Source organism: Halorubrum xinjiangense, from assembly GCF_900102375.1.
In the GTDB taxonomy this organism is placed as follows: Archaea; Halobacteriota; Halobacteria; order Halobacteriales; family Haloferacaceae; genus Halorubrum; species Halorubrum xinjiangense.
Genome location: NZ_FNBO01000001.1, coordinates 341672 through 365108 on the forward strand (window position 1 = coordinate 341672; position 23437 = coordinate 365108).

The 23437-nt window shown below is 70.9% G+C and carries 23 protein-coding genes and 2 pseudogenes; 17 read left to right on the forward strand and 8 right to left on the reverse strand.

The genetic code is table 11. The features are described from left to right. Positions 1–13: 13 nt before the first annotated feature. Positions 14–163 carry a DUF7550 family protein gene (locus F3H13_RS16050; protein ID WP_188127972.1) on the forward strand — a complete coding sequence of 50 codons (150 nt, stop codon included), beginning with the start codon at positions 14–16 and terminating at the stop codon, positions 161–163. Positions 164–217: 54 nt separating this feature from the next. On the opposite strand, the gene F3H13_RS01655 is transcribed toward F3H13_RS16050, so the two are convergent. The 3 genes from F3H13_RS01655 to F3H13_RS01670 all read right to left on the reverse strand — a co-directional run bounded on the left by F3H13_RS01655 (position 218) and on the right by F3H13_RS01670 (position 4831). Beyond that, on the reverse strand, positions 218–1405 hold the full coding sequence (locus F3H13_RS01655; protein ID WP_149797327.1) for an ABC transporter ATP-binding protein: 1188 nt from the start codon (positions 1403–1405) through the stop codon (positions 218–220). A 137-nt stretch (positions 1406–1542) separates the two neighbouring features. Next, complete coding sequence (gene purL, locus F3H13_RS01660; RefSeq protein WP_149797328.1) at positions 1543–3810, reverse strand: phosphoribosylformylglycinamidine synthase subunit PurL; 2268 nt, start codon at positions 3808–3810, stop codon at positions 1543–1545. Positions 3811–4453: 643 nt separating this feature from the next. Beyond that, the gene (locus F3H13_RS01670; protein WP_149797330.1) at positions 4454–4831 is read right to left on the reverse strand and encodes a hypothetical protein; all 378 of its coding nucleotides are present in this window, start codon (positions 4829–4831) and stop codon (positions 4454–4456) included. Between the two features lie 191 nt (positions 4832–5022). On the opposite strand from F3H13_RS01670, the gene F3H13_RS01675 reads away from it, so the two are divergent. The 8 genes from F3H13_RS01675 to F3H13_RS01710 all read left to right on the forward strand — a co-directional run bounded on the left by F3H13_RS01675 (position 5023) and on the right by F3H13_RS01710 (position 12328). Further along, positions 5023–6051 carry a PAS domain-containing sensor histidine kinase gene (locus F3H13_RS01675; RefSeq protein WP_149797331.1) on the forward strand — a complete coding sequence of 343 codons (1029 nt, stop codon included), beginning with the start codon at positions 5023–5025 and terminating at the stop codon, positions 6049–6051. Between the two features lie 66 nt (positions 6052–6117). After that, positions 6118–7167, forward strand: a complete 1050-nt coding sequence (locus F3H13_RS01680) for an MBL fold metallo-hydrolase (protein WP_149797332.1) — start codon at positions 6118–6120, stop codon at positions 7165–7167. 73 nt (positions 7168–7240) lie between these two features. Next, a complete protein-coding gene (locus tag F3H13_RS01685) occupies positions 7241–8185 on the forward strand; it encodes a DUF4129 domain-containing protein (protein WP_149797333.1) in 945 nt (314 codons plus the stop codon). A 52-nt stretch (positions 8186–8237) separates the two neighbouring features. Beyond that, positions 8238–8789, forward strand: a complete 552-nt coding sequence (locus tag F3H13_RS01690; protein ID WP_149797334.1) for a DUF7269 family protein — start codon at positions 8238–8240, stop codon at positions 8787–8789. Then, a complete protein-coding gene (locus F3H13_RS01695; RefSeq protein WP_149797335.1) occupies positions 8786–10264 on the forward strand; it encodes a DUF58 domain-containing protein in 1479 nt (492 codons plus the stop codon). The genes F3H13_RS01690 and F3H13_RS01695 overlap by 4 nt, the downstream gene beginning before the upstream one ends. Further along, positions 10204–10863, forward strand: coding sequence for a DUF7519 family protein (locus F3H13_RS01700; protein WP_149797336.1), 660 nt, complete (start codon positions 10204–10206; stop codon positions 10861–10863). Before F3H13_RS01695 ends, F3H13_RS01700 begins: the two co-directional genes overlap by 61 nt. A gap of 112 nt (positions 10864–10975) precedes the next feature. Beyond that, positions 10976–11671, forward strand: a complete 696-nt coding sequence (locus tag F3H13_RS01705; RefSeq protein WP_149797337.1) for a phosphoribosyltransferase — start codon at positions 10976–10978, stop codon at positions 11669–11671. 12 nt (positions 11672–11683) lie between these two features. Beyond that, positions 11684–12328, forward strand: a complete 645-nt coding sequence (locus F3H13_RS01710) for an HD domain-containing protein (protein ID WP_149797338.1) — start codon at positions 11684–11686, stop codon at positions 12326–12328. A gap of 16 nt (positions 12329–12344) precedes the next feature. Here F3H13_RS01710 and F3H13_RS01715 read toward each other — a convergent pair whose 3' ends face one another. Both F3H13_RS01715 and F3H13_RS01720 read right to left on the reverse strand, forming a co-directional pair. Next, positions 12345–13154 (reverse strand): nucleoside phosphorylase, encoded by an 810-nt coding sequence (locus tag F3H13_RS01715; RefSeq protein ID WP_149797339.1) that lies wholly within the window; start codon positions 13152–13154, stop codon positions 12345–12347. A gap of 113 nt (positions 13155–13267) precedes the next feature. Further along, positions 13268–14002, reverse strand: coding sequence for a helix-turn-helix domain-containing protein (locus F3H13_RS01720; protein WP_149797340.1), 735 nt, complete (start codon positions 14000–14002; stop codon positions 13268–13270). Between the two features lie 87 nt (positions 14003–14089). On the opposite strand from F3H13_RS01720, the pseudogene F3H13_RS16625 reads away from it, so the two are divergent. From F3H13_RS16625 to ncsA, 8 genes and pseudogenes are all read left to right on the forward strand, one after another. Next, positions 14090–14179 (forward strand): annotated as a pseudogene (locus tag F3H13_RS16625) (hypothetical protein); the annotation flags it as partial. A gap of 67 nt (positions 14180–14246) precedes the next feature. Beyond that, positions 14247–14435: pseudogene (locus tag F3H13_RS16335) on the forward strand (MBL fold metallo-hydrolase); the annotation flags it as partial. Positions 14436–14438: 3 nt separating this feature from the next. Further along, positions 14439–15728 carry an MFS transporter gene (locus tag F3H13_RS01730; RefSeq protein WP_149797342.1) on the forward strand — a complete coding sequence of 430 codons (1290 nt, stop codon included), beginning with the start codon at positions 14439–14441 and terminating at the stop codon, positions 15726–15728. Between the two features lie 152 nt (positions 15729–15880). Next, positions 15881–17359, forward strand: a complete 1479-nt coding sequence (locus F3H13_RS01735) for an FAD-dependent oxidoreductase (protein ID WP_149797343.1) — start codon at positions 15881–15883, stop codon at positions 17357–17359. A 54-nt stretch (positions 17360–17413) separates the two neighbouring features. Continuing rightward, positions 17414–17569: a hypothetical protein gene (locus F3H13_RS16055; protein ID WP_188127973.1), complete on the forward strand. Its 156-nt coding sequence runs from the start codon at positions 17414–17416 to the stop codon at positions 17567–17569. Then, the gene (locus F3H13_RS01740) at positions 17566–18564 is read left to right on the forward strand and encodes a YeiH family protein (protein ID WP_149797344.1); all 999 of its coding nucleotides are present in this window, start codon (positions 17566–17568) and stop codon (positions 18562–18564) included. Before F3H13_RS16055 ends, F3H13_RS01740 begins: the two co-directional genes overlap by 4 nt. A gap of 80 nt (positions 18565–18644) precedes the next feature. Further along, positions 18645–19511, forward strand: coding sequence for an S-methyl-5'-thioadenosine phosphorylase (gene mtnP / locus F3H13_RS01745; RefSeq protein WP_149797345.1), 867 nt, complete (start codon positions 18645–18647; stop codon positions 19509–19511). A 536-nt stretch (positions 19512–20047) separates the two neighbouring features. Further along, entirely contained in the window at positions 20048–21046 is a 999-nt protein-coding gene (gene ncsA, locus F3H13_RS01750; protein ID WP_149797346.1) for a tRNA 2-thiolation protein NcsA, read from the forward strand. 76 nt (positions 21047–21122) lie between these two features. Here the strand turns inward: ncsA and ftsZ are convergent, their stop codons facing one another. The 3 genes from ftsZ to F3H13_RS01765 all read right to left on the reverse strand — a co-directional run bounded on the left by ftsZ (position 21123) and on the right by F3H13_RS01765 (position 23352). After that, positions 21123–22346, reverse strand: coding sequence for a cell division protein FtsZ (gene ftsZ, locus F3H13_RS01755; protein ID WP_149797347.1), 1224 nt, complete (start codon positions 22344–22346; stop codon positions 21123–21125). Positions 22347–22350: 4 nt separating this feature from the next. After that, a complete protein-coding gene (locus F3H13_RS01760; protein WP_004595187.1) occupies positions 22351–22530 on the reverse strand; it encodes a ribbon-helix-helix domain-containing protein in 180 nt (59 codons plus the stop codon). A 216-nt stretch (positions 22531–22746) separates the two neighbouring features. Beyond that, positions 22747–23352 carry a double zinc ribbon domain-containing protein gene (locus F3H13_RS01765; RefSeq protein ID WP_149797348.1) on the reverse strand — a complete coding sequence of 202 codons (606 nt, stop codon included), beginning with the start codon at positions 23350–23352 and terminating at the stop codon, positions 22747–22749. Between the last annotated feature and the right edge of the window lie 85 nt (positions 23353–23437).

Here is a 23437-nt window from a genome sequence, read left to right on the forward strand (position 1 = left end):
CGGATCCGCGAGCATGGACGACCACTCGCACGAGCCCGACCCGGACGCACGCGTGACCGCCCCGATGCAGGAGTTCGGGAGCCGCGAGGTCGGCATCGGCGCGGCCGTCACGCTCGTCGGCCTACTGATCGCGTACGCGGTGCCGTTCCTCGCGACCTTCTGAGCGCCGTCGCTCGTCGTATTTTATCCGACTCACGACCCGCCAGTAGCGGCTCGCTTACCGCGGGTACCAGGCGAGCGGGTGGTCCGCGGTGAGCTCTAAGGTGACGGGCTCGTCGAGGTCGAACTCCTCGACGTGGTTGTGCAGGCAGTGGACCGCCTCGCCGGAGTCGAGCTCGACCCGGTAGACGAACGAGGGGCCGACGTACTGCCGCGAGGTGACGACGCCGTCGGCGAGCTCGCTGGCCGCGGGCGTCGCGCGGAGGTCATCGGGGCGCACCAGAACGTCGACGGGCGCGCCGTCGTAAACGGTGTCGTACCCCTCCAGCGTTACGGCGTCGAAGCGGCCGATCCCGGTCTTGACCTTCCCGTCGCGGAGCTCGCCTTCGAGGAACGACGCCCGGCCGAGGAAGGAGGCGACGAACTTCGACTCGGGGCGCTCGAAGACGGACTCGGGGCGGCCGACCTGCTCGATCTGCCCGTCGTTCATCACGGCGACGCGGTCGGAGATCGAGAGCGCCTCCTCCTGGTCGTGGGTGACCGAGACCGCGGTGACGCCCGCCTTCTTCAGGATGCGGCGCACCTCCTCGCGCATCTCCACGCGGAGGCGCACGTCGAGGTTCGAGAACGGCTCGTCTAAGAGGAGCACCTCGGGTTCCGGCGCGAGCGAGCGCGCGAGCGCGACTCGCTGCTTCTGTCCGCCGGAGAGCTGGTCGGGCGTCTTCTCGCCGTGGTCGACCATCTCGACCAGTTCGAGCAGCTCGTCGACGCGCGCCTCGCTCTCGTCGGCGTCGGCGTCGGTCAGCCCGAACGCGATGTTCTCCCGGACGGTCAGGTGGGGGAATAAGGCGAAGTTCTGGAAGACGATCCCCACGTCGCGCCGCTCCGGCGGGACGAACGACCCGTCGCCGGCGACGACCTCGTCGCCGAGGGTTATCTCCCCCTCTGTCGGCTCCTCGAGGCCCGCGATGGTGCGGAGCGTCGTCGTCTTGCCGCACCCGGAGGGGCCGAGGAACGTCAGCAGCTCACCGGAGTGGACGTCGAGCGACACGTCGTCGACGGCGGTCTCGGGGCCGAACGCCTTCGTGACGTCCGACAGCGATAAGACGGGGTCCGCGGCGGCGCTCGACTCCTCGTCGGAGGCGGCGCTCGCTCGGCCGTCGACCGCGGAGTCGTCCGACCCCGCGGCCGTCGCGTCGTCCGACTCGACCGAGCGCGTCGTGCCGACTGGTTCCGTAGATGCCATCGATGAGGGCGGGCGCCGAGTCGACCGGCGTCCCGCGGTTGCCGCCACATACTTTAGGAGTACCTAAAAGCGTATCGCTCGCTCTCGCGGCGTCGAAATCGCCCGGAGGAGTCGTCGAACCGCCGCGTCGCGAGCGCTCAGGCGAGTTCGCGTTCGATCACGTCGCGGCGGTCGCGGACGGTGTCGGCCGAGAGCGCGACCGACTCGTCGCCGACCGCGAGCGAGAGCGTGCCGTCGGTCGTCACGTCGCCGATCCGGAAGACGGGGAGGTCACCGGCCGCGGCCGCGACGGCCTCGGGGTCGGTCGTCTGGACGAGGAGGCGCCCCGGCGTCTCGTCGAAGGCCGCGACGCGGTCGGGGAGGGTCGCATCGACCCCGGCGTCGTCAGTGATCAGTTCCGCGAGCGCGACCGCCAGCCCTCCCTCGCTCACGTCGTGGGCCGCCAGCGTCGACTCGTGGCGGGCGGCCGCCGCGAGCGACGCGACGAGGCCGCCGAGGTCGTCGGCCGCGCCGGAGTCGTCGGGCAGCGTCGGGAACCGGTCGCTGCCGCCAGCGTGCGCGAGGTACTCGGAGCCGCCGAGCGCGTCGCCGCCGGCGCCGACGAGCAGCAGTTCGGAGTCGGCAGCGCGGTCGGCGTCGAGCGCGGCCGGCGGGGCGTCGTACCCCCGCGTCGTGCCCAGCACCGCGAGCGTCGGCGTCGGCGGGATCGGGCCCTCGACGCTGTCGTTGTACAGCGAGACGTTGCCGCCGACGACGGGCGTTTCGAGTGCCGAGCAGGCGTCCGCGAGGCCGTCGACGATCCCCTTGAACGCGCCGTACACGTCCGGCTTCTCCGGGTTGCCGCCGTTGAGGCAGTCGACCGCGGCGAGCGGGACCGCGCCGGTCGCGGCGAGGTTCGTCGCGTTCTCCAGCGCGACCGCACGGGCGCCCTCGTACGGCGCGACCGCGGTCCACTTCGGGTTCGCGCCGGAAGCGAGCGCGAGGCCGACGCCGTCGGCGGAATCGTTCTCACCCTCCGTCTCGCGGACAGCGAGCAGCGCGGCGTCGTCGCCGGGCTTCACCGCGGTGCGCGTCCCGACCTCGTGGTCGTACTGGCGGTACACCCAGCGCTTGCTCGCGGTCGACGGGGCCGCGAGGACGGCCTCGACGGCCTCGGCGAGCGGGGGCTCGTCGTCGGGGAGGTCCCTGGCGGGCTGGCTCGGCGGCTCGCTCGCGAGGTCGTTCATCGGGGCGCCGTCGGCGAGGAACTCGGCGTCCGCGTCGACGACGACCTCGGACTCGGCGTCGTCGCCGTTGCCCTCCGCGTCGCCATCGCCGTCCGCGTCGCCCGCGAACTCGCAGACGTAGTTCCCGTCCGTCACCTCGCCGATGACCGAGCAGCCGAGGTCGAACCGCTCGGCGAGGGCGGCGACGCGGTCGACGTCCTCGGGCGTGACCTCGTAGCACATCCGCTCCTGGCTCTCGGCGAGCAGGATCTCGGTGGCGTTCATGTTCGGCTCGCGCTGGTGGACCCGGTCGAGATCGATCCGCGCGCCGAGCCCGCCCTTCGCGACGAGCTCGGAGGAGGCGCCGCCGAGGCCGGCCGCGCCGAGGTCGCGGGCGGAGAGCACGAGGTCCTCGTCGACCAGCGCCTCGTTACACTCGATCAGGCGCTTCTCGGCGTAGGGGTCGCCGACCTGGACCGCGGGGCGGTCCTCGGTCTCGGCGTCCTCGGCGAGGTCCTCCGAGGCGAAGGAGGCCCCGCCGAGCCCGTCGCGCCCGGTGCCGTTCCCGACGAGGACGAGCTTGTTGCCCGGCTCCTGGGCGGTCGCCGTCACGAGCCGGTCCTCGTTCGTGACGCCGACGCAGGCGACGTTGACGAGGGGGTTCCCCTCGTAGCCGCCGTGGAAGGCGACGCTGCCGCCGACCGTGGGGACGCCGATGCAGTTGCCGTAGTGGGAGATGCCCTCGACGACGCCCTCGAAGAGGTACCGGGAGCGCTCGCGGTCGAAGCCGCCGAAGTACAGCGAGTCGAGAAGGCCGATCGGGTACGCGCCCATGCTCATCGTGTCGCGGACGATGCCGCCGACGCCCGTCGCCGCGCCGTCGAACGGGTCGACGAAGGAGGGGTGGTTGTGGCTCTCGACGCCGAAGGTGACGTAGGTGTCGCCGTAGTCGTCGGCGTCGCGGTCGGCCGCGGGCCGGTCCGCGGCGTCCGGTTCGGGCAGCGCGAGGACGGCGGCGTCGTCGCCGGGGCCGACCACGACCTGGTCGCCCTCGCTGTCGAACGCCGACAGCAGGGGCCGCGAGGAGCGGTAGGCGCAGTGCTCGCTCCAGAGGTTCTCGAACAGCGCGGCCTCGGCCGTCGTCGGCTCCCGACCGAGCTCCGCGGTCACGAGCTCGTGGTCCGCATCGGACAGACTCATTCACTTACGTGGTTACCGAGCCGGTTCTAATGCTTTTCTATACGCACGTTCATGTGTATCCGGCGACCGCGACGCCGACACGGACGCGACACGAGACGACCCCACGTCGCTGTGCGGTGGCGCGTGCCTGCGAGCGGCCTTTTGGCCGCGAGCAGCACGCGCGAGGGAGTCAGTCGCCGGAGCGAAGCGGAGGCGACTGACGAGGCTGGGGAGGAGTGAGGTTGCTGTGCTGTGCGGTCGGGTGGGATTCAAAGGGGCAGCCGCGAGGGCGCAGTAGGCGACGTAAGCACCGCAGCGAGCGAAGCGAGCGAGGAGCGCAACGAGCGTACTGCGCCCTCGCGGCTGGGGCTTTGGAGGTGTTCGCCGTCGACCTCCAATCAACCATTTATAACCGAGCGGCTGGGGCTTTGGAGGTGTTCGCCGTCGACCTCCAATCAACCATTTATAACCGAGCGGCTGGGGCTTTGGAGCTGTTCGCCGTCGACCTCCAATCAACCATTTATAACCGAGCGGCTGGGGCTTTGGAGCTGTTCGTCGTCGATCCGTACTCAATTAGTTATAAACGAGCGACTGAGCCTCAGAGCTGTTCGCTGCTTGCTCAGTAAGGGTATTTATAAACGACGAACCGCATTCCGGCAATCGCTTATAACAGAACGCTCACCGCACCGAAGACGATCACCGTTCCGACCGCGCCGATCGCCACCGCCTTCGCGTTGAGCCGGACCGCCTTCTTGCGGTCGGCGGCGAGCGCCGCCTCGTTCTGGACTTCGTTCGTCCCCTCGCCGACGTCGAAGACGCCGACACCGGCGAAGCCGATACAGAAGCGCTCGCGGTACTGTAACGCGCCCATCGCGGCGCCGTACAGCGGGAACACCGCGAGGACGAGCGCCCACTGCGGCCACGCCAGCGCGACGACGGCCGCGACGTAGACCGCGGCGAGCGCGAGCGACGCGACGCCGAGGAGGAGCCGCCGTCGCTGTTGGGTCGGTCCGATGTTACACACGCCCGGTTGGTACTCCATACGGTGCGAACGGACGGGAGAAGCAAAGCCCCAACGGATCGGGGGCTGAGGACAGAACGAAGCCCGAAGGACGGCGGAGCGGCGCGACACCCGGCGACCGCGAAACGACCCGACACCCGGCGGACGGAGGTGCGGCGCCGCGCCCAACGATGGTTTATTACCGGTCAGACGGGATCAGAATACGAACACAGATGGGCGAGCGCGATGAGGGTCGACGAGCGCGCGACCTGCGTCGGTACGAGACGATCCTGGAGTCGCTCGACGACGCCGTCTACGCCATCCGGCCCGACGGCACGATCGTCTACGTCAACGAGCGGTACGCGGAGATGAAGGGCGTCGACCGCGAGGAGCTGCTCGGGACGGATATCTACGACTGGGTGAGCGAGGAGACGGCGGAGCGGGCGCTCCGGGAGCGCGCGGCGATGCGCGAGGAGGCCCGCGAGACCGGCGCGATCGAGTACGAGTTCGAGCCGGTCGAGGGCGACCCGTTCCCCGCGGAGATGCGGTTCGGGCAGACCGACCCCGACGTTAGGGAGGAACTCGGCCGCGTGGGCGTCATCCGCGACGTGAGCGAGCGGAAGCGGCGCGAGCGCGAGCTGGAGCGGCAGAACGAGCGGCTCGACGAGTTCGCGAGCATCGTCTCCCACGACCTCCGGAACCCCCTCGACGTGGCGCGGGGACGCCTCGACCTCGTCCGCGAGGAGCGCGACTCGGAGCACCTGGAAGCGGTCGCGCGGGCCCACGACCGCATGGCGACGCTCATCGACGACCTCCTGACGCTCGCACGCGAGGGGGTCGACGTTGAGTCGCTCGAACCGGTCGCCCTCGCGGCGGTCGCCGAGGAGTGCTGGGCGAACGTCGACACCGCGGCGGCGACGCTGCGCGCGGAGACCACGCTGACGGTCCGCGCGGACCGGAGCCGGCTCAAACAGCTGCTGGAGAACCTCCTGCGGAACGCCGTCACGCACGGCGGCCCGTCGGTCACCGTCACCGTCGGCGAGCTCGACGGCGGCTTCTACGTGGAGGACGACGGGCCGGGGATCCCCGAGGGCGAGCGCGACGACGTCTTCGAGGCCGGCCACACGACGGACCCGGACGGGACCGGCTTCGGGCTCGCGATCGTCGAGCGCGTGGCCGAGGCGCACGGCTGGGCGGTCGCGGTCACCGCGGGCGCCGAGGGCGGGGCGCGCTTCGAGTTCACCGGCGTCGACGTCGAGTAAGCGCTGACTCCCGAACGGACGCGCCGCGGTGGAAACGGTGAAATGCCCGGCCGGCGAGTGGTCCGTGTGAAACGGATTCAGCTCGGCAACACCGTCTTCGAGGGCGCAAACGACGTCTACCTGCTCGACGGCGAGACGACCGCGCTCGTCGACACCGGCGTCGCGCTCCCGGACGTGCGCGGCGAGTTGGTCGACGGCCTCGCCGAGTACGGGGTCGCGTTCGCCGACGTCGACGCGGTCGTCCTCACCCACTGGCACCCGGACCACGCGGGGCTCGCGGGCGAGATCCAGGCCGCAGGCGGCGCCGACGTGTACGTCCACGAGGCGGACGCTGGCCTCGTCGACGGGACCGAGACGCCGCTGTTCGCCGACCGCGACCTCCAGCGCGAGACGTTCGAGCGGTGGGGGATGCCCGCGGCCGACCGCGAGCGCCTGACCGACTTCTTCGACGCGGTCAGCACGGACCTCTCCGGGGAGCCCGCCGACGTGACGACGTTCGTCGACGGCGACGCGATCGAGGCGGGCGGCGTCGAGCTGGAGGCTCTCCACCTGCCGGGCCACACCGCCGGACTCTCCGGGTTCGCGTTCGACCCGCGGATGGTGCCCGACCACGAGCCGGTCGCGGGAGACGACGCGACCGAGGAGGCGTTCACGGGCGACGCGCTGCTCCCGAAGTACACCCCCAACGTCGGCGGCGCGGACGTGCGCGTCGAGGGGGCGCTCGCCGCCTACGGGGAGAGCCTCGCGCGGATCGTCGCCCGCGACTTCGACGCCGCCCACCCCGGCCACCGCTGGCGGATCGACGAGCCGAGCCGCCGCGCGGCGACGATCCTCGATCACCACCGCCACCGGACCCGCCGGGTGATCGGCGTGCTCGACGAGTCCGGGCCCGCGACCGCGTGGGAGGTCTCGGCCGCGCTGTTCGGCTCGCTGGAGGGGATCCACGTCCTCCACGGCCCCGGCGAGGCGTTCTCCCACCTCGACCACCTCGCGGCCGCCGGCGTTGTCGAACGTGATGGGACCGCCTACCGCCTCGTCGACCCCGACCCCGACGTCGACGCGCTGTTCCCGACGACGCCGCTCGACGACCTCGTCGACGGGAGCGACGACGCGTAGGCGGACAGATCCGAGGAGTCGACCGCGTCCCGCCCGCCGAAAGCTATTCCCGGCGGCCGGCGTATTCGGGGACGTGAAGCGGGACGCCCTCGCTGCGGTCGCCGTCGCCCTCCTCGCTCTCGTCGCGCTCGGCGTCGCGGCCGCGACGCTGGACACCGCCGTCGACGTCGGCAGCGGCGGGTTCGGCGGCGGCGGCGGCGAGGCCTCGAGCGTCGGCGAGGACGCCGGTGACCCCGGCGTCCTCACGTCGTCGGGCGAGGCGGGCGAGTTCTCCGTCTCGGGCGTCTGTTTCCCGTTCCTCAGAGAGCCGCCCGCCGTGCTCGCGCTGCTCGCCGGACTGACGCTGATAGCCGGAGTCACCTACCGCGACACCGCGTCACCGTTCGCGAGCCTCGCCGTCACCGGCGTGCTGGGCGTCCCGATCGGGGCCCTCTTCTGGATCCTGTCGACGTGCCGGTCGGTCGCGCAGAGCCTCTCCATGTCGCTCGGACTCGGCGGCAACGAGACGGGGCTGTTCCCGGCCGGCGCCGCCGGCGGCGGGTTCGGGGGCGGGGAGGGCGCGGCGTCGGCGCCGCAGGCCCTGTTCGCGCTCGTCGTCGTCGCCGCGGTGATCGCGAGCGCCGCCGCGCTCCTCCTCGCCGGCGGCGACGACGAGGGCGACGCCGCCGAGGGCGGCCAGTCCGACGGGCCGGAGGAGGAGCCGCCGGACCTCGACGCGATCGGCCGGACGGCCGGCGAGGCCGCGGACCGGATCGAGTCCTCGGACGCGGACAACGAGGTGTATCGGGCGTGGCGGGACATGACCGACGTCCTCGACGTCGACCGCCCGGCCTCCTCGACGCCGGCCGAGTTCGCGACCGCCGCGGTCGACGCCGGCGTCGACGAGGAGCCGGTGACCGGGCTCACCGAAGTGTTCGAACGCGTGCGCTACGGCGGCGAGGACGCGACCGACGACCGCGAGCGACGCGCCGTCGAGGCGCTGCGCCGGATCGAGGAGCGACACGGGGGCGACTCGTGAACCGGGGGCGAACCGCGGCCGCGGGCGCCGACGCCGACGGAGGTGATCCGTAGTGCGACCGCTCGCGGTCGCGGGGGTGGTGGCGGTCGCCGTCGGCCTCCTCGCGGCGCTCGACCGCGGCATCGCGGCCGCCGTCTCCCCCACCTCGGCGGTCGTCACGCTGCTCGGCGTCCTCGGCGTGGTTCAGGGGGTCAGGTACGCGAACGCGCGCCGCGACCGGCGTCGGCTCCTGACCGAGCCCGGCGAACCGGAGCGGCGCGCGCCGGCCGCGGTGCCCGGCTCGGCCCTCGACGAGCGGATCGCGCGGGCCGCCGACCCGGCGCCGGGCGGGTACCGGGACCGCCGGGACCTCCGCGACCGGGCCCGGGAGATCGCGGTCGACGCCGTCGCCCGCGACCGCAACTGCTCGCGGGAGGCCGCGGCGACGGCCGTCGGCGACGGGACGTGGACGGACGATCCCGCCGCGGCCGCCTTCTTCGGCAGGCGGGCCGAGTACCCGCTCCGAGTCCGGCTGTCGGCCGGTATCCGAGGGCGCTCGAACTACTGGTACGGGCTCCGGGCCGCGATCGACGAGATCGAACGGATCGAGGAGGGCGAGCCGTGAGCGATTCGCGGGACGCCGCGGTCGCGGCCGAGCCGGACGGGTCCGAAGGCGACGGGACACGGCCCAGCGGCGCGGACCGAAACGACGCGACCGGATCGGACGCAGAGGACGGTAACGCGACCGGAGCGGCTGGCGACGGCGAGAGGAACCGGAACGCGACCGACCCGGCCGCGACGCGGTCAGCCGAGCCCTCGACCGAGGGGAACCACCGGCGCGAGGTCGCGACCGACCGCTGGCTGGGGATCGCCGGCGCGGCGCTGGCGCTTGTCGGCCTCGGCGTGCTCGTCCGGCAGCCGTCGCTGGTGCTCGCCGGCGCGGTCGGCGTCGGCTACGCGGTGTACGCCCGGACGGGCGAGGCGCCGACGCCGACGCTCGCGGTGACGCGCTCGGTGAGCGACGAGGCCCCGGCGCCCGGCGACGAGGTGCGCGTGACCGTCCGCGCGGAGAACGCGGGGGAGACGGCCCTCCCGGACCTCCGCCTCGTCGACGGCGTCCCGCCGGGACTGGCGGTCGTCGACGGCCCCGCGCGGGTCGCGACGGCGCTGCGGCCCGGGGCGGCGGTGACGTTCGAGTACACCGTCCGCGCGGCCCGAGGCGACCACGAGTGGGAGCCGCTGACCGCGATCACGCGCGACGTCGCGGGCGCACGTGAGCGCACGACGACCCTCGACGCGCCGACCGCGATCGCCTGTACCCCCGAACTGGCCGCCGGGGGTGACCTCCCCTTGCGCGGGCTGACGACCGTCCACCACGGCAGAGTGCCGACCGACGTGGGCGGCGCCGGCGTCGAGTTCCACGCGACGCGGGAGTACCGCCGCGGCGACCCGCTCAAGCGGATCGACTGGAACCGGCGGGCGCGGACGGGCGAGCTGTCGACCGTCGAGCTGCGCGAGGAACGCGCCGCCACCGTCGTGCTGCTCGTCGACGCCCGCGAGTCCGCGTACGTCGCGGCCGACCCCGACGCGGAGACGGCGGTAGAGGCGAGCGTCGCGGCCGCCGGGCAGGCGTTCTCCGCGCTCCTCGACGGCGGCGACCGAGTGGGAATCGCGGCGCTGTCGCCGCTCGACTGCTGGCTCCCGCCCGGCAGCGGGACCGTCCACGCCGCCCGCGGGCGCGAGACGCTGGCGACCGACCCGGCGTTGGCGCCCACGCCGAGCGGCGAGCGGTTCTACCGGTCGCTGTGGCTCCGCCGGTTCCGGCGGCGGCTCCCGGGCGACGCGCAGGTGTTGTTCTTCACGCCGCTCGTCGACGACACGGCGGCGACGCTCGCCCGTCGGATCGACGCGCACGGGCACCTCGTGACGGTCCTCTCGCCGGATCCGACGACGACAGAGACCGCCGGCCGGCGGCTGACCGCCTTCGAGCGCCGCCAGCGGCTCCGGACGCTGCGGTCGGCGGGGATCCGGGCACTGGAGTGGGGCGACGACTCCTTCCCGGTCGCCGTCGCGGCCGCGACGAGGCGGTGGTCGCGATGAGCGGCGAGGCGTCTGCGGGCGTGGCGAGCGACGCGGGGTCGGCGAGCGAGGCGAGCGGCGACGAATCCGCGGGAACAACAGCCGGCGACGACGCGCTCGTCGACTTCCACGAGACGGACTCGCGGCCGCCGACGGTCGCGATAGTCGCGAGCCTCGCGGCCGCAGGGGTCGCGGCGACCGCCGCGCTGGTCGCGAGTCCGGTCGGCGGCGCGCTGCTCGGCGTCGCCGCGCTCGGGCTCCTCGGCGGGTCGCTCCGGAGTTCGACGCGGGTCTTGGGGTGGGGCGCGGCCGTCGGCGTGGTCGGCCTCGCGGTCGCGGGGTACCGCGGCGCGCCCGCCGAGGCGCTGCTCGTCGCCGCCGTCGGGCTCGCGGTCGCGTGGGACGTCGCCGACCACGGCGTCGGCCTCGGCGAGCAGGTGGGTCGGGGCGCTCGGGTCCGGCGCAACGTCGCGGTCCACGCGGGCGCGAGCCTGCTCGTTGGCGCGCTCGCGGCGGCCCTCGTCTACGGCGTCTCCCTCGCGGTCGGCGGCGGCCAGCCGGTGGCCGCGCTCGCGCTGCTGTTGGCGGGCGGCATCGCGCTCGTCTCGGCGCTGCGGTGACGGCGGAGTCACGGGACGGGGGGCGTCGACCGTGAGCCGGCCGCTCCGCTCGCGTCGCCCCGCGACGCCGGAGCTAAACCCTTATCAGCGCGCGGGTGGCAGGTACGCTCGTATGAGCGACCTCCCGGACGACTTCGACTGCACGCTCACCAACTGGGAGTACATCTACGGGCTCTGCCGCAACGTCTCCGACGCGGTGAAGCGGGCCGACTTCGAGCCGGACGTGGTCGTCGCCTTGGCCCGCGGCGGCTGGTTCGCGGGGCGCTGCGTCTGCGACTTCCTCGGGCTCAACGACCTCACGAGCCTCAAGATGGAACACTACGTAGGGACCGCCGAGAAGAGCGGCGAGCCCCAGATCCGCTACCCGATGCCGGAGGGGAGCGTGGAGGGGAAGAACGTCCTCATCATCGACGACATCGCCGACACCGGCGGCTCGATCCGCCGCGCCGAGGAGTACGTCGACGACCGGGACGCGGCCGAGATCCGCACCGCGACGCTCCAGCTGCTCGGCACCTCCGAGTTCCAGCCCGACTTCGTGGGCGAGCGGCTCGAACAGTGGACGTGGGTCGTCTACCCGTGGAACTTCCTCGAGGACATGGTCGACCTCACGGAGGGCGCGATGGAGCGCGCCGACGAGTCGGCGTTCTCGCGGGAGGACCTGCGCCACTACTTAGAGGAGTTCCACGGCATCGGCCGGATCGAGATGGAGGTCGCCCAGCCCGACCGCCTCGGCGAGGTCATCGACGAGATGGTCCGCCGCGACGTGGCGGAGCCCGTCGGCGAGGACGTCTGGGCGCTCGCCGAGTAGCGGGCCGGAGCGATGGCCGGAGAATCGAACGATGACGACAACCGCGAGGCCGCGCTCGACGCCGTCCTCGCCGCCTACGACCTGAAAGACGAGCGGCGCACCGGCTGGCAGCTCCGCGGCGTCGACAAACCCGAGTCCGTCGCCGCCCACTCGTGGGGGGTCGCGTACCTCGTCGTGACGCTCGGCGACCGCTTCCGCGAGGACCTCCCGGGCGTCGACCTCGACCGCGCCCTGCGGCTCGCGGTCGTCCACGACGTGGCCGAGGCGGAGACCGGTGACGTGGCGACCCGGGCAGATTCCACCGCCGAGGGAGTCGACCGCGAGGCGAAGGTCGCCGCCGAGCGCGAGGCGATGGCGGCCCTCGCCGGCCCGCTCCCCGAGCGCGTGCGGGACGCGTGGGAGGCGTACGAGGCCCGCGACTCGCCGGAGGCGGTCCTCGTCAAGGAGTGCGACCTGCTCGACACCTGCCTCCAAGCCGTGACCTACGAGCGGGACGACCGGTACGACCCGGAGCGGGGCGACCCCGGCGCATTCCGCGAGTACGACGACTTAGACGAGTTCTTCGCGACGACCGAGCCGCGGCTCCGGACCGAGACCGGGACGGAGCTGTTCGCGGCGATCCGCGAGCGATACCGGACCGCGCGCGACGGGACGTGAGAGACGGGGCGTGAGGTCAGTTCGATGCCCCCCAGGCGGCCGCGGCGGCGTCGATCACTTCCAACGCGTCGCGGGCGCCGTCCGCGTCCCCCTTCTCGAAGTCCTCCTCGGTCTGCCCCATCTGGTTCGTCACGTGCGCGAAGCAGACGACCGGCCGGTCTCGGACGTCGGCGAACGCGTACAGCGCCGCCGCCTCCATCTCGACGGCGAGGATCCCCTCGGACCGGGCGCGCTCGATCGCGGCCTCCGTCTCGCGGAAGGGCGCGTCGGTCGTCCACGTCGCGCCCGCGAAAACCGGACGCGACACCGCTTCGCACGCGCGCTCAACCGACTCCCGGAGGTCGGGGTCGAGGCGGGCGTAGCGGCCCGCCGACCGGTAGTGGTGACTCGTCCCCTCGTCGCGAAGCGCGCGCTCGACGAACACGAAGTAGGGCGGGTCGTCCTTCGGGACGATCCGTCCCGAGGAGGTGACGCTCACGAGGAACTCGCAGCCGGCGGCGAACAGCTGCTCCGCGACGAGGACCGCGAACGACGCCCCGACGGCGCACCCCACGATCCCGAACTCCTCGCCGTCTCGCTCGAACCGGTAGAGGTCGGTGTGATAGCCGGGCCACGTCTCGTCTTTTTGCGCCGTGCCCGTGGCCGTCAGGTGGCGGACGACGTCCCCGTCCGGGTCGAGGACGCAGACGTCTGGGACCGAGCGCTCCGGGAGGGCCTTCTGTCGGCGCGCGTTCTCGAGGAGGGCCTCCGGGTCGAAGACGGACGGTTCGTCGAACGCCTTCGCCTCGAAGAGCGGGGACGCCTCCGGACCGGGGGAGTCGGGCATACGCCGGTGTTCGCGGAACCGACGAAAGGGCGTTGCGGTCAGTCGGTCAGCCCCGCCGCGCGCTCGGTCGGCGTCCCGCCGTCGACGCCCGCAAGTCCGCGTGCGCGGCCGAGCTAGTCGGCCGCTCGTTCGGTCCGGCGCGTCTCCTCGACCTCCAGCGGGTCGCCCGTCGCCGTCGCGGTGACCAGTCGCAGGTACTGTCCCGCGTTCGTGAGCAGCTTGTTCTCCGCCTTCCGGAGGTGTTCCTCGTACGTCGAGCGAGCGACCGCCGTCTGGTCGGCGAGCTCCCGCAGCGAGGTCTTCCGCGGCTGCGTGTAGTACCCGCGCTCTAAGGCCAGCTGGAGCGCCGCCAGCTGGCGGTCGGTGATTTCCTCGAACAGCTGGCTCGCCGGCGCCAGCATGCTGTGCGGGATCTGCTGTTCGGAGATCGAGGTCTTCGAGAGCAGCTCGATGTCCCTGTCGGCCCGCAGGTCGCCGAGCAGCTCCCGGACGTCCGCCTCGTCGAACGCGACGACCGTGTAATGCTCCCACCCCTGCCGGTAGATCGTCGGCGACTGATACAGGCAGTTGTGCGCCTCGAAGCGGTCGATGACGGACTCCTCGAACGAACAGAGACAGGACTGCGTGACGACGTGGTACCCGTCGTCGTCCGCGGACTCATGGAGGACGGTCCCGATGCGGTCGATCTCGTCGAGCAGCGCGTCCGTCGGCGTCGTCTCCGCGGTGATCTCGAGCACCTGGCAGTCGCTCAGCGGCCACTCCCGGATGGTGAGGTCCGGGTGCCGCTCCGAGATCTCCCGGTACGGACACTCGTGTTTGACTCGTATCGAGGCCTCGTACAGACTCATACGGGGGGTTGGAACTGCCGCTGATTAATGGTGCCGGTCATGTCCGGCAGCGGCCGTATCCCCCTGTTCCCGCTATTCCGGAGTACGATGCAGGAGCTATCGCCGGACGCGCTCAGCGAACGGCTGCGAGACGACGACGAGGGGACGCTCGTCCTCGACGTCCGCCACGAGACAGCGTTCGAGGAGTGGCACGTCCCGGGCAGCGTCAACGTCGACGTGTACGACGAACTGACCGAGGACCTCGGAAGTGAAGAGCCGGAACGCGGACCTCGCTCGCGACCGCGAGTCGTTCGTCGCGGCGCTCGCCTCGGACGTTCCGGACCACCCGCCGAACTTCGAGCGCGTCAAGCGCACGAACGTGGGACAGGAGTCGGTTCCGGCGGACGAACTGGCCGAGCTGGAGCTGGGCCCGAACAACTGCGCGGCCGAGTGATCCATGAGCACGGCAACTGATATCAAACAGGGAATTCGCGAACACCTCGGCCAGTTCTCGCTCCACGTCCTGCTCGTCTTCGCGACCGGGCTGACGATCGGGTCCGAGCGCACCGTCGTCCCCGCGCTGGGCGAGGACGTCCTCGGCGTCGAGTCGTTCCTCGTGATCGGCTCGTTCGTCGTCTCCTTCGGGGTCGTGAAGGCGATCCTCAACCTCTACGCGGGGAAGTGGGGCGAGGAGTACGGCCGCAAACCCGTGCTCGTCACCGGGTGGGTCACGGCGCTCCCGCTGCCGGTCATCCTCATCTTCGCCCCCAGCTGGGGCTGGATCACCGTCGGGAACATCTTGCTGGGGATCAACCAGGCGCTGACGTGGAGCATGGCGATCAACGCCAAGATCGACCTCGCGAGCCCCGACCAGCGCGGCCTCGCGGTCGGCATCGACGAGTCGTTCGGCTACACAGGGGTGGCCGTCGGCGCCTGGGTGACGGGCGTCATCGCCAGCCGGTGGAGCCTCCGGCCGGAGCCGTTCTACTTCCTCGCTATCGTCGTGGCCCTGGCGCTCCTCATCTCGGTGTTCCTGATCAAAGAGACCGTCCAGTTCGCGGAGGCGGAGGGAGACGACGACGACCGCGACGCGAACCTCCCCTTCACCGAGGTGCTGAAGCGGGCGACCTACGGCGACCGGACGCTGTTCGCGGCGGCGCAGGCGGGCCACGTGGAGAACTTCGTCGACACGCTGTTCTGGATCGCCGTCCCGCTGTACCTGCTGAACCAGGGCCTCGACATCGCGGCGGTCGGGGCCGTAGTCGGCGTCCACAGCGCGATGTACTTTCTGCAGATCGGCACCGGCGGCCTCGCGGACCGGATCGGCCGACGCCCGCCGGTGATCGCCGGGATGTTCCTCGCCGGCGCGGGCGTGCTCGGGATGGTCCTCGTCGAGGGGTACCTCCTGTGGGCCGCGCTGGCCGGCGTCTCCGGGCTCGGGATGGCGCTTCTGTACCCGAACCTGATGACCGTCCCGAGCGACGCCGCCCATCCGACCTGGCGGTCGGCCGGGATGGGGGTCTACCGGATGTGGCGCGACGCGGGCTACGCCGTCGGCGCGGTCCTGATCGGCCTCTCGATGGAGTTCGTCGACGCCGAGGCGGCGTTCTACCTGACCGCCGTCCTGATGTTCCTCTCCGGCGCGATCGTGGTCGTCTGGATGGAGGAGACGCATCCCAAGTTCGGGACTCACGAGCCGCCCGCCCCCGCGCCCGAGTCGCCGGCCGAACCGACCGCAGACGACTAGCAGCCGACGGGCGCGTTCTCGGACGGCGATCGTTCGACGTTCGTCGAACCTCAAAAACGACGAATGTAGGTCCTCTGTCGGCCGATTAGCGGCGAGAGATAGCAAGAACGTTAACGGGGGAGCGTGTCTCGTGAGGTGAGCTTTCACCACGCATGTCTGACACCGATCTCGTAATCATCGGCGGGGGGATAAGCGGGGCGTCGCTTCTGTACACGGTCGCGAAGTTCACCGACGTCGACGACGTCACGCTGATCGAGAAGGAACGAGAGATCGCCGCGATCAACTCCCATCGCACGAACAACTCCCAGACGCTCCATTTCGGGGACATCGAGACGAACTACACGCTCGAAAAGGCCGAGGAAGTCAAGGAGGGCGCCGAGCTGCTCGCGGGCTACCTCGAGGGCTCTGACCCCGACCGCGAGATGCACAGCAAGCGGAGCAAGATGGTCCTCGGCGTCGGCGACGAGGAGGTCGCCAAGCTGGAGGAGCGCTACCGCGAGAACGGGTTCGGCGACCTGTTCCCGAAGCTGCGCGAGATCGGCCGCGAGGAGATCGCGGAGCTGGAGCCGAAGGTCGTCGAGGGGCGCGACCCCGGTACCGAGCTCAAGGCGCTCCAGACGCCCGACGGCTACGTGGTCGACTACGGCGCGGTCGCGGAGTCGTTCGTCGACGCCGCCCGCGAGGAGGAGGGCGTCTCCGTCCACCTCGGGACGACGGTGACCGGCGTCGACGACCGGGGCGACGGGTTCGTCGTCGAGAGCGACGACGGCGAGTTCGACGCCGAGGCGGTCGTCGTCGCGGCCGGCTCGCACAGCCTCCAGTTCGCCAAGGAGATGGGGTACGGCGAGGGGATGTCGCTTCTGCCGGTCGCGGGGAGCTTCTTCCTCGCGGACGACCTGCTGAACGGGAAGGTGTACACGCTCCAGATGAAGAAGCTCCCGTTCGCGGCGGTCCACGGCGACGCCGACGTCCACGACGGGAGCGTCACCCGCTTCGGGCCGACGGCGAAGCTCGTGCCCGCGCTGGAGCGCGGCCACCTCTCGACGGTGAGCGACTTCGTCGACGTGTTCGGATTCAACCCCGACTCCGTGCTGAGCTACGTCAACATCCTCTCGGACAAGATCCTCTTCCCGTACGTCGTGCGCAACCTCGTGTACGACCTCCCCGCGGTCGGCAAGCGCGCGTTCCTCCCGAACGTCCAGAAGGTCGTGCCGAGCGTGGACATCGACGACATCGACCGCGCGAAGGGGTACGGCGGCGTGCGCCCCCAGATCGTCGACACCGAGACTAAGGAGCTCGACATGGGCGAAGCGAAGATCGTCGAGGACGGGGTGCTGTTCAACATCACGCCCTCGCCCGGCGCGTCGACCGCGCTGAAGAACGCGATGACGGACGTCGAGACCGTCCTCGACTTCTTCGAGGAGGACTACGAGTTCGACGAGGCGGCCTTCCGCGACGCGACGATCGAGAACTTCCCGCGGCCCGACGACGCGGCGGAGACGGGCGCGGCGGAGACGGACGCGGAGGAGTCAGAAGCGGCGGAGGCGGAGACGGAGAAGGCGGACGAAGATAGCGGTGCGGGCGAGGCGGAAGCGGACGCCGAGGACGTCGCCGCCGAGGCGGACGACTGATCGGGATCCGACGCGAGCGACACGCGTAAGTAGCGCCCCGGCCGATTCGCCGCCATGGTATCGAACGGCGACGAGGGATCGGGGGCCGACCGCTCGACGGCCGGCGCCGGCGGGCTCGTCGACCGCTGGACCGCGCTCGACCGCGGCTGGCAGGCCCTCGCGCTGGGGCTCGGGGTCGTCGCCGCGCACCTCGTCGGACAGGCGCTGTGACGGGGGTCGCCGAGGCGGTCCGGGCGCATCTCCCGGGGCTCGCGCTGCTCGCGGGCGGCGCGGTCGCGGCGACGCTCGTCGCGGGCGCGGTCCCCGGCCTCCAGCCGCTCGTCGTCGCCGTCGCGCTCGGCGTCGGCGTCGGGAACACCGTCGGGATCCCCGCGGTCGCGGAGCCGGGCGTGAGCGTCGACAAGCTGTTCTTGGAGACCGGTATCGTCCTTCTCGGGGCGGCGGTCGCGGTCGAGGAGTTCCTCGCCGCCGGTCCGACCGTCCTCGGACTGGTGGTGGCGTTCGTCGGCGGCGGACTCCTGTTCGCGGAGGTCGTCGCCCGCGGCATCTTCCGGATCGAGTCGCCCACCTCCTCGCTTTTAGCGGCCGGGGCGAGCATCTGCGGCGTCTCCGCGGTCGTCGCGATCGGGAGGGTGCTGGACGCGCGCGGGGCCGCGATCACGTTCGCGGCCGCGACGATCCTACTCTTCGACGCCGCGACGCTCGTCGCGTTCCCGCTCGCGGGCGAGTGGCTCGGCCTCACCGGCCGGCAGTTCGGCGTCTGGGCGGGCGTGAGCATGTTCTCGACCGGGCCCGTCGCGGCCGCGGGGTTCGCGCACTCGCCCGAGGCGGGCCAGTGGGCGACGGTGACGAAGCTGGCGCGCAACTCGCTTCTGGGCGGCGTCGCGGTGGCGTACTCGCTGGCGTACACGGCGCGGTCGGCCGCCGACCCGGGCGTCCGACGGCTCTGGGCGGAGTTCCCGAAGTTCCTGCTCGGGTTCCTCCTCGTCGCGGCCGTCGCCAACACCGGGCTGCTCTCGCCGGCCGCGCTGGCGTCGATCGGCCGCGTCTCGGACGCGCTGTTCGCGCTGGCGTTCGTCGGCCTCGGCCTCTCGATCCGGGTCGACGACATGCGCGCGGTCGGCGCCGCGCCGGTCGGCGCGGTGTTAGTCCACCTCCTCGTCGTGAGCGCGGTCGCGCTCGCGGCGGTGCGCTGGCTGCTCTGAGCCTCTTCGACCGCGCGCTGCCTCCCCGAGCGGCGACGCCGGTTCACGCCTTATAAGTAGCGAGCGGGCGCACTCCGGGTATGGGAACCATCGGATTCATCGGCGGCAGCGGCATCTACGAGGCGCTCCCTCTCAACGACGTGCGGGAGGTCGAGTTCGACACGCCGTACGGCGAGCCGAGCGACGCGGTGACGATCGGCGAGTTCGGCGACACGGGCCGCGAGGTGGCGTTCCTCCCGCGGCACGGCTCGGACCACGGCGTCTCGCCGACCGACCTGCCGTACCGCGCCAACATGTACGCGTTAAAGAAGGCGGGCGTCAGCCACATCTTCGCGTCGAACGCGGTCGGGAGTTTAAAAGAGGAACTGGAGCCCGGTACCCTCGTCGTCCCGGACCAGATCTACGACCGGACGAAGGGCCGCGACCTCTCCTTCTACGGCGACGGGGTCGTCGTCCACCAACCGTTCGCGGACCCGTACAGCCCCGAACTCGTCGACCACCTCACCGAGGCGGCGGAGTCGGCCGCGCCCGAGGACACGAACGTCGTGAAGGGCGGCACCTACGTCTGCATCGAGGGGCCGCAGTACTCGACGCGCGCGGAGTCGGAGTTCTACAAGTCCCAGGGCTGGGACCTGGTCGGCATGACCGCGATCCCGGAGGCGAAGCTGGCCCGGGAGGCCGAGATCGCGTACGCGACGATCGCCGGCGTCACCGACTACGACGTCTGGAAGGAGGACAGCGAGGTGACGCTCGAAGAGGTGCTCGAAAACGCCGAAAAGAACCAAGCGGCGATCAAGGCCGCCGTCGAGGAGGCCGTGCGGACGCTGCCCGAAGACCTGGCGTGCGAGGCGCACACCGCGCTCGAAGGAACCGTCAACACGCCGACCGAGGCGATTCCGGAGGAAACGCAGGAGCGCGTCGAGCCGCTGCTGGGCGATTACTTATAAATAGACGAGGCAGTGCGGTGGCGCGTGCCGGTGAGCGCCGCACCGCGGCGCGAACCGCACGCGCGAGGGACGCCGTGAGCGACGGGCGACCGAAGGGAGCCCGGAGCGAACGGCGAGGCTGGGGAGGCGTGAGGTGCGGTCGCGGTGCTGTGCGGGGCGGGACTCAAAGGGGCAGCCGCGAGGCCGCAGTAGGCGACGTAAGCACCGCAGCGAGCGCCGCGAGCGAGGAGCGCAACGAGCGTACTGCGGCCTCGCGGCTGGGGCTTTGGAGGAGTCCGTAGTCGATCCGGCAGAGTCTATTTATAAGTAAACGGATGGGCTTTAGAAGTGTTCTCTACGGGCGCAACGACGCACGGCCGAGCGGCCGGGATTCGGGAGCGTCTGTGTATCGCCGAGCAGCGCTGGACTATTTATAAACGAGCGGTCGAGGATTCGAGAGCGTCCCGATAAGTGTCGCTTACGGCTCGTCTCGCGACCGCTTCGTTCACGTAGGCGGCCCGAAACGGGTATCCCCGCGCGACCGCAAGCCGACATCGATGGAGTGCGACAAGTGCGGGGCCGACGCGATCCACCACGCCGCCTACTCCGGGGCGCACCTCTGTGGCGAACACCTCCGGCAGTCGGTCGAGAAGCGCGTGAAGCGTCGGGTCCGCGAGGACGGCCTTCTCGATCCGGACGCGACGCCTGACGACCCCGACCGCTGGGTGATCGGGCTCTCGGGCGGGAAAGACAGCGTCGCGCTGACGCGGATATTAGACGACGTGTTCGGGAAAGACCCCCGCGTGGAGATGCTCGCCTTAACGATCCACGAGGGGATCGAGGGGTACCGCGACGCCAGCGTCGACGCCTGCGTCGAGCTGGCCGACGAGCTCTCCTTGCGCCACGAGCTCGTCTCCTACGAGGAGGAGTTCGGCGTCCGGATGGACGACGTCGTCGAGGACGACCCCGAGAACATGGCGGCCTGCGCGTACTGCGGTGTGTTCCGCCGTGACCTCTTAGAGAAGTACGCCGCCGAGTTCGACGCCGACAAGCTGCTCACCGGCCACAACCTCGACGACGAGGCCCAGACCGCGATGATGAACTTCCTCGAGGGCGACGTGCGACAGGTCGCGAAACACTTCGACGCCTCGCTCGGCCCCTTCGACGAGCGCGAGGCGACCGACGCGTTCGTCCCGCGCGCCAAGCCCCTCCGCGACGTACCCGAAAAGGAAATCGCCTTATACTGCCACGTCCGCGACCTCCCCACGCACATGGCCGAGTGCCCGCACGCCGAGGAGGCGTACCGCGGCGAGATCCAGTCGACGATCCACGAGCTCGAGGCGAACCACCCCGGCGCGCGCCACTCGATCATGGCCGGCTACGAGGAGCTGTCCGCGCTCGCGGCCGACGCCTACCGCGGGGGCGACGGGGACGACGCCGACGGCAAAGAAGACGGCGAGAAATCCGCGCTCGGCGAGTGCGAGCGCTGCGGCTCGCAGACGAGCCGCGACGTCTGCCGGAAGTGCCGGCTGCTGGAGTCGATCGAAGCCGTCTAAGCGGGCGAAAAATCGTTCCGCGGACAGCGTCGAAAACGCGGGTTCGTCGCCTGTTCTCCGGGGAAACGGGTGCGACTCAGCGGATGACGTCGAGCCCGTTGTTCTTCTCGATCGGGTCGCTGCCGCCGTCGGACTCCCAGCCGCGGTCGGTGCCGCCGGAGACCGCCGGCTCGCCTCGGTTGCCCCCGCTCTCGTTCGCCTCGGCCGCCCGCTGGCGCGAGTCGCCGAGGTCGTCGCCGTTGACCGCGGCGCGGGACTTGTCCGCCTGCTTCTGGGTGGAGGGGCCGAGCACCTGCGCGCTCTGGACGCCCGTCATGATCGCCATGACGCGCACCTTCCCCTTGTACTCCTCCTGGATGCGGGCGCCCCAGATCACGTTGGCGCTCGCCTCCAGCCGCTCGGTGATGTTGTTCGCGATCCCCTCGGCCTCCTTCAGCGTGAGGTCCGGGCCCCCCGTGATGTGGACGAGCCCGCCCGAGGCGCCGCGGTAGTCGACGTCGAGCAGCGGGTGGTTCATCGCGTCGTTGACCACCTCCTGGGTCTTGTTCTTGTCCTGCGTCTCGCCGACGAGCATGACCGCGACGCCGCCCTGGTTCATGATCGTCGACATGTCCGCGTAGTCGAGGTTGATGAGGCTCGGCTGGGTGATCGTCTCCGAGATCCCCTTCACCGTCTCCGCGATGATCTGGTCCATCACGGAGAACGCCTTCCCGATCGGCAGGTTCGGAACGTAATCGAGCAGGCGGTTGTTGTCGAGGACGATGATCGAGTCGGCCTCGTTGCGGAGGTCTTCGAGCCCCTCCTCGGCTTTGACCGTGCGGGCGCGCTCGACGTTGAACGGCGTCGACACCATGCCGACGACGATGGCGCCCTGCTCTTTGGCGATCTTCGAGACGACCGGCGCCGCGCCGGTGCCCGTGCCGCCGCCCATCCCGGCGGTGACGAAGACGAGGTCGGCGTCGCCGAGCACCTCCTTGATCGTGCCCTGGGCCATCTCGGTGGCGCGCTCGCCCATCTTGGGGTCGCCGCCGGCGCCGAGCCCCTGCGTGAGCGACTTACCCACGAGGATCTTGGTGTCAGCCTCGATCATCTTGAGGTGCTGTTTGTCCGTGTTGATGGCGACGGTGTCGGCGCCGTCGACGCCGATGTTGTACAGCCGGTTGACCGTGTTGTTCCCGGCGCCGCCGGCACCGACGATGACGATCCGGGGGTCCCCGAACTCGTCGTCGTCCATGTCGACGTCCATGTCCCGCTTCTCCGCTTCCGCGTTGTCGAGGGCATCCTGAACGAGATCTTGCATCAGTTTACACCTTCGCCCAGTTGCGGTTGCGGCCGCGCTCGTCGCGCTCGCCGTCCTGTTCGTTCAACATGTCGCGGACGGCCGACCGGATCGCCTCGCTCCGGTTCGGGAACTCGCCCGTCTCCACCATCTGTTCGACCTCGTCGATCTGCTGTTTCGGGATTCGTAGTGTCACACGCTCCATTGGTATTCCCCCGGTAAGACGGCGAACACGCGACGCGTGTGTCTTACAGCGCGAAACCGCCCGACTGCGGGGCGACACCCCGCATCGGACGCCTGCTGTAAGACGACCGTCTTACGCAACTGAAGTCACCGAGGCTACCATTATAAAACTATCGGAGGCTGTAAGACAGAGCGTGAAAACGCCCGAGTAGTCGCGTATACAGGCCCCTACAGCCGATTACGGATCTTTCAGGACGTCCGCAGCCGGGGTCCGACGCCCGCAGCTAGGGCAGAACGCCCAGTCGGTGCGGAGCTCGTCGCCGCACTCACAGAAGGCCCTGTGGGATTGTTTCTCTCCGCAGTTCGGGCAGTATACGTGGTCAGACGGGACGATTTCGCCACATCCGCCGCAAGCGTTTTCGCGCGTTTGCGCGCCCGGACTGGCGTCTGTCTTACGCGTATTCGTATCCACCTCGCCGGCCGTCTCACGCGTCACACGCACGTCGTCGTCCCGGTCGTCGGAGTCGGCGCTCGGGGCGTCGAGCGTGACGTTTACGTTGATTTCGCCGGCGTTTCCGGGCGTATACGCCCGCGTCGCTGCGCCGCTCGCCGGACCGAGCCGCTCGTCTAACGCGGCGTCGAGCCGCTCCGCGATCAGCTCGTCGACGCGTTCGGCGAGGACGTCGTCGACGCTCCCGGCCGCCGCGTCGGACGCGTCGGACGCGCTCCCCTCCCCGTCGAGGTGCGTCCGGAGCGCCTCCCGCATCACCTCGCTTTTGGAGGCGTCACACGCTTCCAGCCGGTCGACGAGATCGTCGTCCGCCCGGAAGGTGATCTTGCTCATACCGAAGGGGTATCCCCGGTCAGTACAAGTATCTTCCCCTGTCGTCTGACACGTTTCACGACGCCGAGATGTTCAGCGGACGGCG